The sequence below is a fragment of the Streptomyces sp. NPDC054770 genome, assembly GCF_053611985.1.
Map to the genome: position 1 here is coordinate 18,395 of NZ_JBSHBL010000014.1, position 15,518 is coordinate 33,912.

Annotated in this window: 11 protein-coding genes and 1 pseudogene; 3 read left to right on the plus strand and 9 right to left on the minus strand. The window is 71.6% G+C overall.

Annotation, left to right across the window (positions count from 1 at the left end; genetic code table 11):
• Positions 1–104 precede the first annotated feature (104 nt).
• Positions 105–551, plus strand: a complete 447-nt coding sequence (locus tag ACWGKQ_RS15180; RefSeq protein ID WP_453292373.1) for an Lrp/AsnC family transcriptional regulator — start codon at positions 105–107, stop codon at positions 549–551.
• 106 nt (positions 552–657) lie between these two features.
• Here ACWGKQ_RS15180 and ACWGKQ_RS15185 read toward each other — a convergent pair whose 3' ends face one another.
• The 8 genes from ACWGKQ_RS15185 to ACWGKQ_RS15220 form a co-directional block, all read right to left on the minus strand.
• The gene (locus ACWGKQ_RS15185; protein WP_453292374.1) at positions 658–3,648 is read right to left on the minus strand and encodes an AAA family ATPase; all 2,991 of its coding nucleotides are present in this window, start codon (positions 3,646–3,648) and stop codon (positions 658–660) included.
• A gap of 67 nt (positions 3,649–3,715) precedes the next feature.
• Positions 3,716–4,879 carry an exonuclease SbcCD subunit D gene (locus ACWGKQ_RS15190; protein ID WP_453292375.1) on the minus strand — a complete coding sequence of 388 codons (1,164 nt, stop codon included), beginning with the start codon at positions 4,877–4,879 and terminating at the stop codon, positions 3,716–3,718.
• A gap of 131 nt (positions 4,880–5,010) precedes the next feature.
• A complete protein-coding gene (locus ACWGKQ_RS15195; protein WP_453292376.1) occupies positions 5,011–5,637 on the minus strand; it encodes a YigZ family protein in 627 nt (208 codons plus the stop codon).
• 26 nt (positions 5,638–5,663) lie between these two features.
• Positions 5,664–6,206 carry a SixA phosphatase family protein gene (locus ACWGKQ_RS15200; protein WP_453292377.1) on the minus strand — a complete coding sequence of 181 codons (543 nt, stop codon included), beginning with the start codon at positions 6,204–6,206 and terminating at the stop codon, positions 5,664–5,666.
• Positions 6,203–6,934: a hypothetical protein gene (locus tag ACWGKQ_RS15205; protein WP_453292378.1), complete on the minus strand. Its 732-nt coding sequence runs from the start codon at positions 6,932–6,934 to the stop codon at positions 6,203–6,205. Before ACWGKQ_RS15205 ends, ACWGKQ_RS15200 begins: the two co-directional genes overlap by 4 nt.
• A gap of 206 nt (positions 6,935–7,140) precedes the next feature.
• Positions 7,141–7,716, minus strand: a complete 576-nt coding sequence (locus ACWGKQ_RS15210) for a hypothetical protein (RefSeq protein WP_453292379.1) — start codon at positions 7,714–7,716, stop codon at positions 7,141–7,143.
• 231 nt (positions 7,717–7,947) lie between these two features.
• Positions 7,948–10,680, minus strand: a complete 2,733-nt coding sequence (locus ACWGKQ_RS15215) for an ATP-binding protein (protein WP_453292380.1) — start codon at positions 10,678–10,680, stop codon at positions 7,948–7,950.
• Between the two features lie 331 nt (positions 10,681–11,011).
• A complete protein-coding gene (locus ACWGKQ_RS15220; protein WP_453292381.1) occupies positions 11,012–11,515 on the minus strand; it encodes an SsgA family sporulation/cell division regulator in 504 nt (167 codons plus the stop codon).
• Between the two features lie 762 nt (positions 11,516–12,277).
• On the opposite strand from ACWGKQ_RS15220, the gene ACWGKQ_RS15225 reads away from it, so the two are divergent.
• Positions 12,278–13,189, plus strand: coding sequence for an RNA polymerase sigma-70 factor (locus ACWGKQ_RS15225; protein ID WP_453292382.1), 912 nt, complete (start codon positions 12,278–12,280; stop codon positions 13,187–13,189).
• Between the two features lie 172 nt (positions 13,190–13,361).
• Here ACWGKQ_RS15225 and ACWGKQ_RS15230 read toward each other — a convergent pair whose 3' ends face one another.
• Positions 13,362–14,285 (minus strand): sigma factor-like helix-turn-helix DNA-binding protein, encoded by a 924-nt coding sequence (locus tag ACWGKQ_RS15230; RefSeq protein WP_453292383.1) that lies wholly within the window; start codon positions 14,283–14,285, stop codon positions 13,362–13,364.
• 299 nt (positions 14,286–14,584) lie between these two features.
• Between ACWGKQ_RS15230 and ACWGKQ_RS15235 the strand changes: the two are divergent.
• A pseudogene (locus tag ACWGKQ_RS15235) lies at positions 14,585–15,412 on the plus strand (PP2C family protein-serine/threonine phosphatase); the annotation flags it as partial.
• Positions 15,413–15,518 lie beyond the last annotated feature (106 nt).

The window sequence follows — 15,518 nt, forward strand, 5'->3', positions numbered from 1 at the left end:
CGGATCTCCATACCCGGAAATCTACGGCGGCGACCGGCCGCCCTGAAGGCTCGATCCCCGGCCCGGCCCTTGCCCGGCCGGGGATTCCCTGTTATCCCTCCCCCATGACCGAGTTTTCCCCGGACGCCACCGACCGCCGCATCCTCGACGTCCTCCAGCGCGAGGGCCGGGCCAGCTTCGCCGAGCTGGCCCGTGCCGTCGCGATGTCCCCGAGCGCGGTGACCGAGCGGGTGCGCCGACTGGAGGAGACGGGCGTGATCCAGGGGTACGCGGCCGTGGTCGACCCGGAGCGCCTGGGCCTGCCGATCCTCGCCTTCGTCCGGCTGCGCTACCCGAACGGCAACTACAAGCCCTTCCACGACCTGGTCGCCGTCACCCCCGAGATCCTGGAGGCGCACCACGTCACGGGCGACGACTGCTTCGTCATCAAGGTCACCGCCCGCTCGATGCGCCACCTGGAGGAGATCTCCGGCCGGATCGGCACCCTGGGCTCGGTGACGACGAGCGTCGTCTACTCCTCACCACTCCCCCGCCGGGCGGTCGGTACCTGAGCGCTTCGCCGGAAGTGCCGCGATATGCCGTCAGTCGACTGCGGCGTCGTCGTGGCTGGTCGCGCAGTTCCCCGCGCCCCTTCGGGGGCGCTTCGCCGGGCCCCGCTCAGACCCCGCGCTGCCGCAGCGTCGAGCCCGATCGCCCCTTCACCACCTCCAGTTGGGCGTGGATGCGGCGGCGCAGGTCGGCGACGTGGCTGACGATGCCGACACTGCGGTCGCGTTCGCGGAGGGAGTCGAGGACGTCGAGGACCTCGTCCAGGGTCTGGTCGTCGAGGCTGCCGAAGCCCTCGTCGATGAAGAGGGTGTCGAGGCGGACACCGCCCGCCTCGTCGGTGACGACGTCCGCGAGGCCGAGGGCGAGGGCGAGGGAGGCGAAGAAGGTCTCGCCGCCGGAGAGGGTGGCGGTGTCCCGCTCGCGTCCGGTCCAGGCGTCGACGACGTGCAGTCCGAGGCCGCTGCGGCCGCGTCCGGTGCGGTCGTCGGAGTGGACCAGGGTGTAGCGGCCGGACGACATGCGCTGCAGGCGTACGGTCGCGGCGGCGGCGACCTGTTCCAGGCGGGCGGCCAGCACGTACGACTCCAGGCGCATCCGGCGCTCGTTGTCGGCGGAGGTGCCCGCGGTGAGCCCGGCAAGGCGGGCGACCCGGTCGTACTCCTCACGCAGCGGGGCGAGTCGGCGTATGCCCTCGGTGGCGCGGGCGGACAGCCCGTCGAGCTCGGCGCAGCAGTCGGCGGCCCGGTCCCGGGCGGAGGCGGCGTCGCGCAGCCGCTGGGCGGCCAGGGCGGCGGTGCGCTCGGCCGCGTCGAGGTCAGCCGGCGGCTGCTGGGCGGCGGCCGCGGCGTCGGCCTCCGCAAGTGCGGCACGCACCGCGGCCTCCTCGGACTGCCATTCGTCCAGGCGCCGTTGGAGTTCGCGGTGGGCGGTGTCGTCGAGGAGGGCGGCGGCCGCGGCCTGCGGGGTGTCGAAACCGGCCCGGTAGGCGGCGTCGGCGAGCCGGGCGTCGGTGTCCTTCAGGTGCCGGGCGGTGTCCTCGGCGGCGCGCGCGGCATCGGCGGCGTCGGTGAGCAGCGCCGCCTGCCGCTCCAGCTGCGCGGCCCGCGCGGACACGCTGGCGGCGCTTCCCCGGGCCTGGGTCAACTCCCCTTCCAGGGAGCTCTGTTCCGCGTCGAGGCCCTCGCGCCGGGTCAGCCGTGCGGCGGTCCGGACCTCGGCCTGCTGCCGCTCGGCCAGCCGGCGCTCACGCTCCTGCTCGGCCAGCCGCAGCTCCTCGTGCGCCGCGTGCAGGGTGGAGCCGGCCCGCCGGGCCTGGGCGTACTCCCGCTCCAACTCGTCTGCCAGTGATGCCAGTTGCGCGGTCGGGGTGTCGCCCGCCTCGGCGGTGGCGGCGGCCAGTGCCTCGCGTACGGTGCCGAGCCGCCGTTCCTCCCGGGCACGCTGCTCGTCGGCCCGCTGGTGGGCGGCGAGGGCGCGCTCCTCGGCCTCGCGGTCGACGTGGCCCGCGAACTTCTCGGCCGGCGCCGGGTGTTCGGTGGCCCCGCAGACGGCGCACGGCTCTCCCGCGGTGAGCTGTGCGGCCAGCTCGGCGGCGATGCCGTTCAGCCGCTGCTCCTTGAGGTTGAGCCAGTGCGTCCGTGCTTCGACGGCCCGTTGCGCGGCGGCCAGGGCCGTGCGCTGGGCCTCGTCGGTGTCCCGGCCCAGCTCGTCCCGCAGCCGGGCCGCCGCCAGCCGCCGGCGGGCGGGCTCGCGCTGGACGGCGAGCTGTTCGGCGCGGGTCGCGGCCTCCTGGGCGGAGTCGATACGGGACTGGAGTTCCGCGCGCCTGCTGTCCCAGCCGGCGAGCCAGCCCGCGGCCTCGCGCAGGACCTCCTCGTCGTCCCGCTCCTGCCGGTCGAGCCGGCCGCGTTCGCCGACGACCTCGGCGAGCCGTCGCTCGGCCCGGCGCGCGGACTCCAGCCCGCCCAGTTCCTCGGCGGCCCGGCGGGCGGCGCCGGCGAGCCCTGCCGCACCGGCTCCCGCGAGGGTCTCCGGCAGCAGCGCACGCGCACGCACCTCGGCGGCGGCCGCTTCGCGGTGCCCTGCCTCGGCGGCCTCCCGCAGCTCCAGCGCCGGCGCCACCTCCGCCGCCTTCCGCGCCCGCTCCATCCGCGTCTGCGCCGCCCGGTGGTCCCCGGCCCGCTCCTCCAGCCGTACGGCCCGCTGCCGCGCCTGAGCGAACCGAGCCTGCAACCGTGCCAGTTCGCGTACGTCGGCCAGCGCGCGGTCGGCCGCGAACTGGGCCGACTCGGCGGCGGTGAGCCGGGAGTGGGCGATGGTGAGGCGCTCCCGCGCGGTGCTGCGGGCGACGGCCGCGGCGGCGAGGACGGCCGGGGCCAGGCCTGGCTCGCCGGGGGCCAGGTCCGGCAGCTCCATCGCGTCGCCGGCCTCCTGCTGCATGCGGTGGGCGTCGGCCAGCAGCGCGGAGTCGCCGTCCCGGACCCGGGCCTCGGTCGTCTTCCGGCGCTCGGCGAGGCGCTTCTCGACGTCGGCGAAGCGCTGGGTGTCGAAGAGCCGGCCGAGCAGCTGGCCGCGGGCGCCGGCGTCGGCGCGCAGGAAACGGGCGAAGTCGCCCTGGGGCAACAGCACGACCTGGCAGAACTGTTCGCGGCTCATGCCGAGCAGCTGGGTGACCTCCTCGCCGATCTCCTGGTGGGAGCGGCTGAGGTCCTTCCAGGCGCCGGCCTTCGCGTCGTACTCGCGCAGCCAGGTCTGGGCCTTGTCCAGGGTGGTGCCCGCGCCGCGCTTCTTGGGGCGCTCCCAGGGCGGCTGCCGGGTGATCTCCAACCGGCGTCCGGCGACGGTGAGTTCGAGGCGGACCTCGGTGCGGGTGGCCGGGTCGGCGTGGTCGCTGCGCAGGGTGAGGCCCTGGCCGCTCTGGCGGGCGCCGGGGACGGTGCCGTAGAGGGCGTAGCAGACGGCGTCCAGGACGGAGGTCTTGCCGGCGCCGGTGGGGCCGTGCAGGAGGAAGAGCCCGGCGGCGGAGAGCGCGTCGAAGTCGACGCTCTGGCTGCCGCCGAAGGGCCCGAAGGCGGTGATGTCGAGCCGGTGGAGCCTCACGCGGCCACCTCCGTGAGGCGGTCCTCCGTGAGGCGGTGCGGGTGCGGATGCGGATGCGGATGCACTGTCACCGGGCCACCTCACGTACCGCGCCGTCCGCGCGCACCGCGTCGAACGCCTCGCCCAGGACGGCCAGTTCGCGTTCGTCGGGGCCCGCGCCGCGCACATGGGCGACGAAGTCCTCGGCGATCTGCCGGTCGGTGCGGCCGGCCAGCCGGCGGGCGTAGGTGACGTCGGGGTCGTCCGGGGCCCGGTCGGGGTCGAAGACCAGGCTGAGGGTGTGCGGGAAGCGGTCGGTGAGGCGGGCCATGGGGTCGGCGGGGCGGACCGGGTCGGTGAGGGTGGCCTCGACCCAGGCGTCCTCGTGGGGGGTGAGGGCGGGGTCGGCGAGCAGGTCGTCCAGGGTGCCGCGGATGCGGGCCAGCGGGCGCGGCACCGGGCAGTCGAGGCGCTCGGCGGTGACCGTGCCGTCGGCGGCGAGGTCGACGAGCCACATGCTCTTGCGGTGGTCGGCCTCGGAGAAGGAGTACGCCAGCGGGGAGCCGGAGTACCGGACGCGGTCGGTGAGGGTCTGGCAGCCGTGCAGGTGGCCGAGGGCCACGTAGTCGACGCCGTCGAAGACGCCGGCCGGAACGGCGGCCACTCCGCCGACGGTGATGTCCCGTTCGCTGTCGCTGGGCTCGCCGCCGGTCACGAAGGCGTGCGCGAGGACGACGGAGCGGGTGCCGGGCGCGCGGGCGGCGAGGTCGGCGCGGACCCGGTCCATGGCGGCGGCCAGCACCGTCTCGTGCCCGGCCTTCGCCACCCCGAACTCGTCCTTCACCAGGGCGGGTTCGAGATACGGCAGCCCGTAGAAGGCGACGTCCCCGAAGGCGTCGGCCAGGACGACCGGGGTGCCACTGGCCGACGGCTCGGTGCGCAGGTGGATGCCCGCGCGGTCGATGAGACCGGCGCCGACGCCGAGGCGGCGGGCGGAGTCGTGGTTTCCGGAGATCATCACCGTGGGCACGCCGAGATCGGCGAGCCGGTGCAGGGCGTCGTCGAAGAGTTCCACCGCGGCGAGCGGCGGCACCGCGCGGTCGTACACGTCTCCGGCCACCACCACGGCGTCGACGGCGTGCTCGCGCACGGTGGTCACGAGGTGGCCGATGAACTCGGCCTGGGCGGCGAGCATGTTCACCCGGTGGAAGGCCCGGCCCAGATGCCAGTCGGAAGTGTGCAGGATTCTCATGAGACCACCCTGACCCGCACGCTTACCCCTATTGCACCTATTCGACCTGCGCAAACCGAACCGAACCGGCATGAACCGGTACGAGGACTTCCCTGTCAACACCCGCCACGCTAACGCATTTCACCCCCGGCTCACGCGTCGCCGTACGCCTCCCCGCCCAGTTCGAGGGTCGCCGCGCCGGCCGTCGCGTCGGCCAGCCAGGCGCGGAACGTGTCCACGTCGGCGTCCGGCAGGCCGATCTCGATGGTGACCGCCTCGCCGTAGCGGACGTCGCGGACCTCGCGGCCGGTGGCGCGCAGGTCGTTCTGGACCTTGCCGGCGCGCTGGTGGTCGACGGTCACCGTGGCCAGCCGGAAGCGGCGCCGGGTGCGGGTGCCGACGGCGTCGAGGGCCTCGCCGACCGCACCGCCGTAGGCGCGGATGAGTCCGCCGGCGCCGAGTTTGACGCCGCCGTAGTAGCGGGTGACGACGGCGACGACGTACCGCATGTCACGGCGGAGCAGCATCTGGAGCATGGGGACGCCTGCGGTGCCGCCCGGTTCGCCGTCGTCACTGGCCCGCTGGGTGCCGGCGTCGGCGCCGATGACGTAGGCCCAGCAGTTGTGGGTGGCGTCGGCGTGCTCCTTGCGGACCGCCGCGACGAAGTCCTGGGCCTCCTGCTCGGTGGCCGCCGGGGCGAGGGCGCACAGGAAGCGGGAGCGGTTGACCTCGGTCTCGTGCGTGCCCGCGCGGGCGACTGTGCGGTACTCGTCCTGCATCCGCCCAGCCTATGCGGACCCGTGCGCTACTCCTTCCGCCCCCGGGCCACCGTCACCTCCGTCAGCAGGGCCGTCCCCGGGGCCAGGGCCGCCCACGTCGTGCCGTGCCAGGCCAGGACGGCGATCGCGGAGGTCGGGAACTTCTTGCGCACCTGTTCCAGGGTGTCGTCGAGGCCGTCGCCCGCGAGGTCGAGGACGAGTTCCTCCAGGCCCGGGTTGTGCCCGACCAGCAGCAGCGTCTCCACCTCGGCAGGCACCTCGCGGACGACCGCCAGCAGGTCGGGCACGTCGGCCGCGTACACCCGCCGGTCGTAGCGGACCGGCGGCGGTGTGCCCCACTGGCCGGCGGCCAGCTCCCAGGTCTGCCGGGCGCGTACCGCGGTGGAGCACACCGCGAGGTCGGGCAGGCAGTCGGACTCGGCGAGGGCGCGGCCGGCGGCGGGGGCGTCGCGGCGGCCGCGGTCCGCGAGCGGGCGCAGGCGGTCCGGGACGCCCTCGGGCCAGGCCGACTTGGCGTGCCGCAGGACGACCAGGCGGCGCAGCGGGCCGGCGCCCGCCCGGGTGGTCACGCCGCCCGCCCGATGTCGCGGGTGAGGTCGAGCGCGAGCAGCCGGTCGGCGTAGGCGCAGGTCTCGAAGCGGGCGCCGGGCGGGATCTCGGGCTGGTTCTCCATCCAGCGCAGCACGGCGAGCACCCCGGGCACGTCGAGGTCGTCCTCCCAGGCGTCCCGCAGCCGTCCCCGTACCTTCTCGGGCACCGGCCGCGAGGGGCTGCGTGCCCACCCGGCCACCGACTGCCGCAGCCTGCCGAGCCGCCGCCCGGCCTCGTCGAGGGCACCGGCGCCCAGGTGGACGGCCGTGCCGCGCGGGGCGTCGAGGAGGGCGAGCCGGAGTGCGGCGGGGTCGGCGAGCGTGCCCAGGACACCGGCGTCGGGGCCGTCGGCGGGGGCGACGGCGACGGTCGCGCCGGTGGCGGGCACGGTCCCGCCCGCGGCCGTCACGTGCACGATCTGCGCCTCGCCCAGTCCGGAGGAGAGATCACGGCCGTCCTCGAAGGGACGGATGCCGAGGGTGGTGGCGGCGGCGTGCAGTTCGACCTGGTGGCGGTCGGCGGTGAGCAGGGGCAGGACCGGGGTGCCGCCGAGTTCCAGCGCGCGCAGCAGGAGGTCGGTGGTGAGCAGGACCCGCAGGGCCGTCAGGTCGTACCCGGAGGCATGTGCCTCGACCCGGGTCAGGGCACGGCGGGCGAGGACGGCGGGGACGGTCTCACCGGTCTTGGCGTCGAGGATGCGCAGCACGGGCTGAGCGTAGGCGGGCGGAGGGCCATGCGGAGGCACCTTGCGCCGATTCAGGTCACCGTGGCGGGACATGCGGGACATGCGGGACATGCGACAACGGCGGTGGACGGCCGCTCCTCTTCACAGCCCCTCGAACAGGTGTCCGATTCGACTGGACGTCGGGCCGCTGGACGCATCGCCCCCGGCCATGCAGGGTCTGCGCGCCGTCAAGCGTCCTTGGTTCCCGTCGAGTCCGGCTCAATGCCGGTCGATGACGCCAGGGCGACGAACAGCGGCAGCCGGTACAGCGGCGGGGGCTCGCCTGCCAGGCCCAGTCGCTGCCAGGCCAGCCGAGCCGAGATCTTCAGCACCCGGCGTGCGCGCATGACCAGCAAGAAGGCGAGTGGCAGCTCCACCAGCACGGCCGAGGCTATGCTTCCCCACACGTCGCCTCGCCCCCAGCTCAGGGAAACGTCGAACCAGGCATCGCAGACCAGGAGCGTGGCCGCCACGAAGGACATGGGGATCAGGGCCTGCCGTCGCAGCCAGACCGCCGCCCCGGCGGCGGCCAGCGACACGAGCAGCATGACGTCGAAGCCCACCCACACCATGGGCCAGTACCGGGCCTCGAAGCGATCGGGCAGCGAGACGGCCAGGTAGACGGTCCAGGGGACGAGCACGAACACACACAGGGCAAGTTGTCCCACCGCCCGCCGGTGGCGGCGGCGCAGCTTGGAACTGTCCGGTGAGAACGCCTCGACCGTCATGTCTGTCGAGGTGGTCGGGGTGCTCTGCTCGTTCATCCTTGCCTGTCCCTGATATCAGCTCCCGGCCCGGGCCAACTCCGTTGGCGACCGCACTGCTGATCGCGTCATACAGGCCACACGTGGACACCGGTCCATGCCGCGGAACCCGTCGCTCGCTCCCCGATTCTACGGCGGGCTCTCATGCCGTCTGCCGACGGAGCCGCGGTTGCGGAGAGCGGCGGCCTGGCGTTCCGCCCGAGGCGACGACACCACCGTCGCCGCTCAAGGTCACTCCTGGGCGCTGGAGACGTCCGACGTGGGCTGTTCGTCGTGCAGTGCGGCCAGTGCGGCGGCGAGCTTGCCCCGGCCGGTGACGCCGAGGCGCGGATAGATGCGGTAGAGGTGCGCTCCGACGGTGCGGTGCGAGATGAACAGGCGCTGGCCGATTTCCCGGTTGCTCAGCCCCTGTGACGCCAGCACGGCTATCTGCATTTCCTGGGCGGACAGTTGCTCACCGGTGTTCGCGTGCCGTCGGCCGCTCGACTCGCCGGTGGCACGCAGCTGCTCGCGGGCCATCTCGGCCCAGGGCCGCGCGCCGAGTCGGTCGAACTCGTCGCGGGCGAGTCGAAGCGGGTGCCGAGCGTCCACGTTGCGGCGTTGGCGGCGCAACCAGCGGCCCTGCTGAAGACGCAGCCGGGCCCGCGACAGCGCCCAGTCGGCCGGCAATGCGGTGAGGGCCGCGGCGTAGCGCTCCTCCGCGGTGTCGTCCGGGGCCAGTACCGCGTCGGTGTAGGCGTGAGCCACCACCATCATTTCCGAAGGCAGCCGTCCGGCCAGCTCGGGAAGGTCGGCCAGCAGTTCCCGGGCCTGCTCCACGGTGCCCGCGGCCACCGCGGCGTCCACCAGGTCCGGCGCGAGCAGCCAGCGGCTCACCGAGTGGTGGTGCGGGTCAACGGGATCGAACGCGCGCGCGAGAACGTCGTATGCCTCCATGGCGCGGCCGTCGAAGAGAGCGAGCAGACCGTCGGTCTGCTGCGCCATCACGGTCACGAACGGCATGTCCGGGAACAGGCTGTGCGTGCGTAGCTCGCGGATCATCCACGCTGCTTCCGCGGTTTCTCCGCGCAGCGCCGCGACCAGGCCGGCCGTGGCCTTCAGTCCCAGCCAGACGATCCATTCCTCGGTCTCCTCGGCCAGGGCGAGCCCCTCGGCGGACTCCTCGCGGGCTCGCTCGAGGCGGCCCAGGTACACCTGTGGCCAGCTGGTGGCCAGCGAACGGGCGAGCAGGCCGAGTCGGCCCTGCGACCGCCACGCCGCGGCCGCCAGCGCGAGGTACCGGGTCGCGCGACTGATGTCGCCGATGACCATGGCACCGCTACCGAGAAAATGCAGGATCCGGCCGTCTTTGCGGTTCGCTCTGATTCCGTCGAGCCGCGCGATCACGTCGGCCCCGTGCCGGTACGGCTCGACGTACGCCCGCACCGCCAGCACATGGGGAGCATCCGGATCAGGGTTCCACCGGTCCAGTTCTGCTGCGGCCTGAGCACGCACCTGCCCGTCGCCGTCCTGGAAGAAGCACCGTGCGCTGGCTCGCCACAACAGGTTCTCCGCGACGTCCACGGCTCCCGCGTCGAACGCTCCGGCCGCCGCGGTGACCATGTCCTGGATCCGCCGCTGCGGCTCGCCCGATTCGAAAGCGGAATTGTCGGACACCACCATGAGGCGAGCCCGCTCCACCCGGCCCAGCACGCTCATGTCGGTACGGTCCAGCAGCATCTGGACGCTGACGCGGTGGTTGATCTCGCTGGACAGCTCGGCCGCCCTGACCAGGATGCCGGTCCGGCGCTGCGCATCGAGGACAAGGTCGGCCGCCTGGCGCAGCGCCGGGACGGCAACCGCCACCTTCCCCCGGGCCTGCGAGGCGTCGGCGAAACGCTCGAGCCGGGCGGCCAGCTCCTCGTCCGGCCCGATCGTGGCCGCTGCCTCGTGAGCGAGTTGGCGCTCGGGGGTGTCGTCCAGCACCGATGCGAGGGCACGGTGGGTAGCCAGCCGATCGGCGAGCGTGGCGTGGGTGTAGATCGCCGTACGCATCAGCGGATGGCGAAACTCGGCCGTGTAGCCGGTCAGGGTGACCAGATCCGCGTCGACCGCCTCCTGCACCGCGTCGACGGAGACCGCCGAACCGGAGAGCCGACTCGACATGTCCAGCAGCAGGTTCAGGGGCGCGGCCGGCTCGGCGGCGAGGACCAGGAGCAACGTGCGGCACTCCCGGCTCACCGAATCGGTCCGCGCGCAGAACGCGTCCTCCAGCCGTTGAGTCAGCGGCAGGTCGTCCGTCTGCGCGGTCCCGCCCTGCACCGCCTTGGGCAGCTCCACCAGGGCCAGCGGATTGCCCGCGGCCCGCTCCAGGATGAGCGCCCGCAACGGCGCCGGCAGGTCGGGCGCGCCGGCGTCGAGCAATTCGGTGGCGGCCGGTCGGCTGAGCGGTTCCAGAGGGAGGTCCAGGAGCACATACGACTCGGAGTACTGGATCCGGGCGGCGGCGATCACCTGTATGGCGTGGTCGCGGGTCCGCCGGACAACGAACTTCAGCACGTCCCGGCTGGAGGAATCGATCCAGTGCAGGTCGTCGACCAGCAGCAGGAGCGGCTGCCGGTTGGCCGCGTCCGCGAGCAGTTCGAGCACGGCCAGTCCGACCCGGTATATCTCGGGCTCGGTGTCCCTGGCGCTGAACGCGCCGCTCAGCGCCAACCGGTGCGGCGCCGACAGGTCTTTCATGCCACGGGCGACCGGCTGAAGCAGCAGTTGCAGCGCGGCGAACGGCAGCCACTGCTCGGGCTCCGCCCCGGACGTGCGTAGCACCTTGAAGCCGCTTTCGGCGGCCTCGGCCCCGACCGCGCGCAGCAGAGCCGACTTGCCGACACCAGCGGCACCGTGGACCAGCAGCGCGCTGCCGTGCCCGGCCGCAGCGTCCGCCAGCAACCCCCGCAGGGTGCGCAGCTCCTTGTCCCGCCCGATCATCGCACGCGTGCGGATCCCGCCTTGTGCGAGGTTCCGATCAGCCCCGTCCCGACACGTACGCCCGCCGTGACCGTGGCGACAGAGTGCTCGGGCGGAGCCGGACAGTCACTCATCGCCACAACAGGCATCGGGCACAGCACGTGAAGCTTCTCTCCGTCAACGGGTCGTTCCGGCCGCCATCGTACCGGTCGGTGTGTCCTCCCTGTCGGGGAGCCTCAACCATCAGTCGAACGACTGCCAAGGGGGTCCGGCCCTGCCCTCACACGTGGGCGGTACCGACGGAGATACCGAAGCCGGCCGCGAGCCGCCTTCCCGCTTCCGTGCGGGATCGTCATGTCTCATCCGACAACTGACTGACGAAGCTTTCGACACCCAGGAAACGTCTCTCTTCGCCAAGGGGCACGGCCTCGAGGGCGCGCGTCAGGAACTCGTCGATCACCACCGCCGATGCGGCGACGACAAACACTTCCCAGCCCGACCGGAACGACATGTACACCAACCCATGACCGCGGATCTCGGCAGGCCAGACTTGGACATCGCCGAGACCAGTGAGCCGCCGCCGGCCGGACGTCAGGAGTTCGCGCCCGAATTCCCACTCAATGACCACATCGGTTCCCGCATTGAATGCCATGAATATCGAATACGGCTCCGCACTGTCGTATCGGAGTTCTGTGACGACCGGCAGCGGCTCCTCCTCTTCGAGCAGAGCCACGACCGTCCGACACGTCACCGGCTCGGCCCGGACACCCCGCCCTGCGTGGCCGCCCTGCCGATGGGTGCGATCGTCGCGAGCACACTCGGGGTCGTCATCGGTGTCGAAGACCTTCCCACTCATGATTCGTCCTCTCTCGTCTTCCCGTAGCGCCGGCCACTGATCGGTTTCTGCAGAGCCGTGAACTGGGCAACGGTCGGTTCGGAAGGTCCTCACCAGCTCCGGTGGACCGGGTTACCACGAGCCTGGGACCGGCCGAGACCCGATACATCAGTCAAGTGACTGCGAGCGGAGGGGCCAGGGCGGATCACCGCTCCGGCGTGCCCGCGTGGCGGTTGCCGGAGGCGTGGGCGGGTCGTGCCGTACGGCCTTCATGGCGAACCCGGCCCTGACGGCCACGGGCCGGCACGAACATCACTCCCGCACGAGTCCCCTCGCCATACACGGCACCCCACACACAGACAGTTAGTATTGACTGATACTGTCGTGATCGTGACGGTAATAGATGTATCGAACGGGGCGAGATGCAGGCACTCATGAACGTCTGTGCGTCGGTCGCGAGCCGGGCGGCGGTGCGGGGATTCATCGACCAGCACAGTCCCGCGGGAGGTGCTGGAGCGCTTGCTGTCCGCCGCTGCCCCGGCCGGTGTCACAGGAAGGGCCCGGTCCCGGTCCATGCAGGAGATGCGGTGGGAGCAGTTGTGACTCTCAGTGACCACAGTTCCGGTCCCCCTCGAACGAGCCGTACAGCGCCCTGTGCCCGGCAGTACCTCGGTCTTCGGGAGAGCGCCCGGCATCGCAGGCCGGAGCCGTCCGCAACCGCGCGGTAGCCGCGTGGTCCCGCCGCCAGACAGCCGTAACCGGAGGAACGGAGAGCACAGGGTCATGGATCTCGAACTGTCCCCCCCGAGAGGGGGCCTTGAAGAAGCCGTCTCTGTCTTTGTGCAGCACCGAGCACGTCTGTTCGGAATCGCCTACCGCGTGCTCGGCAGCGTGGTCGAAGCCGAGGACGTGGTCCAGGAGGTGTGGCTGCGCTGGCAGAAGACGGACCGCTCCGCGGTGGTCAGCCCCGTCGCCTTCCTCTCGAGCGCCACGACCCGTCTGGCGATCAACGTCACGCAATCGGCACGGGTGCGCCGGGAGACGTACATCGGCCCCTGGCTGCCCGAGCCCGTCGACACCGGCTCCGACCCGGAGCTGGGCGCACAGCGCGCGGAGGCCCTCGAACTGGCGCTGCTGCTGGTGCTGGAGAAGCTGAGCCCCACCGAACGCGCGGCGTACGTGCTGCGTGAAGCGTTCGATTACGCCTACCCCGAGATCGCTGAAATCCTTCAGCTCAGCGCCGTCAACGTACGGAAGATCGTCAGCCGTGCTCGCAAGCACCTGTCGGACGAGCAGCGGGAAAGCGTGGACACCGCGGAGCACCGGCGCCTCTTGAACGCCTTCGTCTCAGCGGCTCAAACGGGGGATGTGGCTTCACTGGAGAGCCTTCTCACCGCCGATGCCGTCAGCCTCTCCGACGGAAACGGCCTCCAGGGCTGCGCTCGTATACCCGTGCTGGGCCGTGCGCGTATCGCCAAGATGTCGACCTATCCGCAGCTGTGGCGGGCAGCGATGCCCAGGTTGGTCGACGCCAACGGCCTGACGGGCGTGACGATCCACCGGGACGGCCGGCCCATGGCGTTCATGACGATAGCCGCCTCGAAGGAAGGCATCCACAAGGTGATGTGGGTGTTCAACCCGAGCAAGGTCGCCGCGTTCCTCGGCTCACGTTCCCGCTGCTCAGCTGTCAGGTAGGCGGGTACCGACGCTCACACCGAGCCGAAGCGACGCGGGCTCATTCCCGGTCGCGTTCGAAGTTGATCAGCCGGGTGCCGACGGCGGATGCGGCCGGCACCACCCGTTGGAACAGCTCTGAGCGGCGGTCGCCGGTCCCGTGGAAGGGCCGCACAGCAGCGCCCAGCAGCGGTCAGGTCCAGCCGTCGCCCTGGTGCGAGCCGGGGTCGCCGGTGGTGGGGGGCTGGTTCCAGGAGCGCAGCTTGTCGGGATTGAGGACGACCCAGACCTGTGCGACGTGGTGGTCGGCGACGTCGAGACTGATGACGGTGGCGACCTGGTGGTCGTAGCGGGCGATGAGTCCGGTGCGCCCGTTGACGGAGTGGGTGGTCAGGGTGGTGCGGGGGTTGCGGGCCAGGAGTGTCAGCAGACTGTGGGCGACCTGACGGCCGCCGTGTACGGGCCTGCTCAGTGCGCGGACCTTGCCGCCACCGTCGAAGAACGCCGTGGCGTCCGGAGCCAGCAGCGACTCGAGCAGTTCGGCGTCCTCGTTCACGCATGCCTGCAGGACGGTGCGAGCGAGGAGATCGTGTTCGCCCGGCGGGGTGGGGCGTGAGCGCTGCATCCGAAGACTGCGGCGGGCCCGGTCGGCAAGCTCGGCACACTCGGACTCCGGGCGTCCCACGATGTCGGCCACCGTGTCGGAGGCCATCCCGAAGACGTCATTGAGCACGAACGCCGCCCGCTCGGCCGGCGACAGAGAGTCCAGCGCGTTCAGCAGAACCCGGCTGACCTCCTCCTCCAGGCTCGCCTGCGCCTCCTCCGCGACTCCCGTCCTCGTATGGTGCTCCTCTCTCTGGTCCCCCCGGCCGGTCGCACCCCAGTGAGGGTGAGCGAGCAGGCCCAGACAGATCCCGCCCGCGGTCTTCGCGAGCCAGTATCGAGGAGCTGTGATCCGCCCGCGCTCCGCGTCGGACAGCCCGTACCACCGTCGGTAGGTCTCACCGACGACGCTCTCCGCCTCACCGGAGCTGCCCAGCATCCAGTAGGTGACCTCCAGCAGGTGCCGACGCTCATCAAGCAGCTCGGCAACCGGCACCGCGTCAGCATGGTCCATACGACGTACTCCCCCTCACCAGGCACAGCACAGCATGCAGCCCCGCATCCGGCAAAGGGACTCCAGCGGTCGACGACCGAGTCCTCTCACCCGGCCCACCTCCTTCATCCCTCGGCTCAATCCTTTGACCAGGCATGCACGCGTCTTGTGACATCACCTGTCCCGCACGTTCGCTCTCCTGTCACAGATCCAGTTCCTCACCTGTCTGATGTCGGGAGGTGGCAACACACATGAATCGAAAGTGGGGTACCACAGCAATGCCTTATGCAGCTGCAACTGTCAGATCCGCCCCCACGTCCCGGCATACCGTGCGGCCAGAACACCTGGAGACACGCAGAGCTGCGATGGATTTCAACGCACTGATCGCCCAGGAAAACGCGTCCCTCGAACGGGGACTGCTTCCTGCACCGGCGCTGCGTCAAGGCAACTTCACGGCCGCTTCGCGCTACATCCCAGGCCGGGCCCACGCGTTGTTGTGCGGCGACTTCTACGACATTGTGCAGACCGAGGACTCGACCGTACACGTGATCTTGGGAGATGTCTCCGGACATGGAGCGGCTGAGGCCGCTCTGGCGGTTCACCTGCGCGTGGCCTGGCGGACTGCCGTGCTCTGCGGCAAGACCCAGTTCGAGCAACTGCGCATCCTGGAGAAGATCCTGATCGACGGGAGAGCGGACGACGACACCTACTCCACCGTGGTGTCGTTGGTGTTCCCTCCGGGAGGACTGTCCTTGAAAGTCGTGAGCGCAGGGCACCCGGGGCTTCTGCTGCGCAGCAACGGGGAAATCCGCTGGGTCGAGCCTCGGGCCGGAATGGCCCTGGGCCTGTTTCCGGAATACGAGGATTGGACTCGGACCGATCTCCCGCTCTGCTCGCGCGACAGCGTGGTTCTCTTCACCGATGGGCTGTTCGAAGGAAGGACTGGCCCCTCCACCCGACTTGGCGAAGAAGGCCTGCTGCGGCTGGCGACACAGCACGGGCACCTACCGGGGCAGGAGTTCATCGACGCCCTGGTCCACGGTGCTGTGTCCGGGGCGGCCCCCTTCGGAGGCCTGGCGGACGACGTGGCAGTTCTTCATCTGGGCTGGAACGCAGGGAGTTGGCCGCCCGTGTCGGTATGCCGTTGACGATGGTCGATGCCGGTGCCGACGGGCCCGGGCGTCCCGTGCGCGGCTCAGCCGTTGCTCCCCGCAGCGTCCCGAACAGTGCTGCACCCCCGACTGGCCTTGGCCG

Excerpts from the sequence above, each read along its gene's own strand:
- ACWGKQ_RS15180 (WP_453292373.1), top strand. The coding sequence starts at position 105 with ATGACCGAGTTTTCCCCGGACGCCACCGACCGCCGCATCCTCGACGTC.
- ACWGKQ_RS15190 (WP_453292375.1), bottom strand. The coding sequence starts at position 4,879 with ATGAGAATCCTGCACACTTCCGACTGGCATCTGGGCCGGGCCTTCCAC.
- ACWGKQ_RS15195 (WP_453292376.1), bottom strand. The coding sequence starts at position 5,637 with ATGCAGGACGAGTACCGCACAGTCGCCCGCGCGGGCACGCACGAGACC.
- ACWGKQ_RS15210 (WP_453292379.1), bottom strand. The coding sequence starts at position 7,716 with ATGAACGAGCAGAGCACCCCGACCACCTCGACAGACATGACGGTCGAG.
- ACWGKQ_RS15215 (WP_453292380.1), bottom strand. The coding sequence starts at position 10,680 with ATGATCGGGCGGGACAAGGAGCTGCGCACCCTGCGGGGGTTGCTGGCG.
- ACWGKQ_RS15220 (WP_453292381.1), bottom strand. The coding sequence starts at position 11,515 with ATGAGTGGGAAGGTCTTCGACACCGATGACGACCCCGAGTGTGCTCGC.
- ACWGKQ_RS15225 (WP_453292382.1), top strand. The coding sequence starts at position 12,278 with ATGGATCTCGAACTGTCCCCCCCGAGAGGGGGCCTTGAAGAAGCCGTC.
- ACWGKQ_RS15230 (WP_453292383.1), bottom strand. The coding sequence starts at position 14,285 with ATGGACCATGCTGACGCGGTGCCGGTTGCCGAGCTGCTTGATGAGCGT.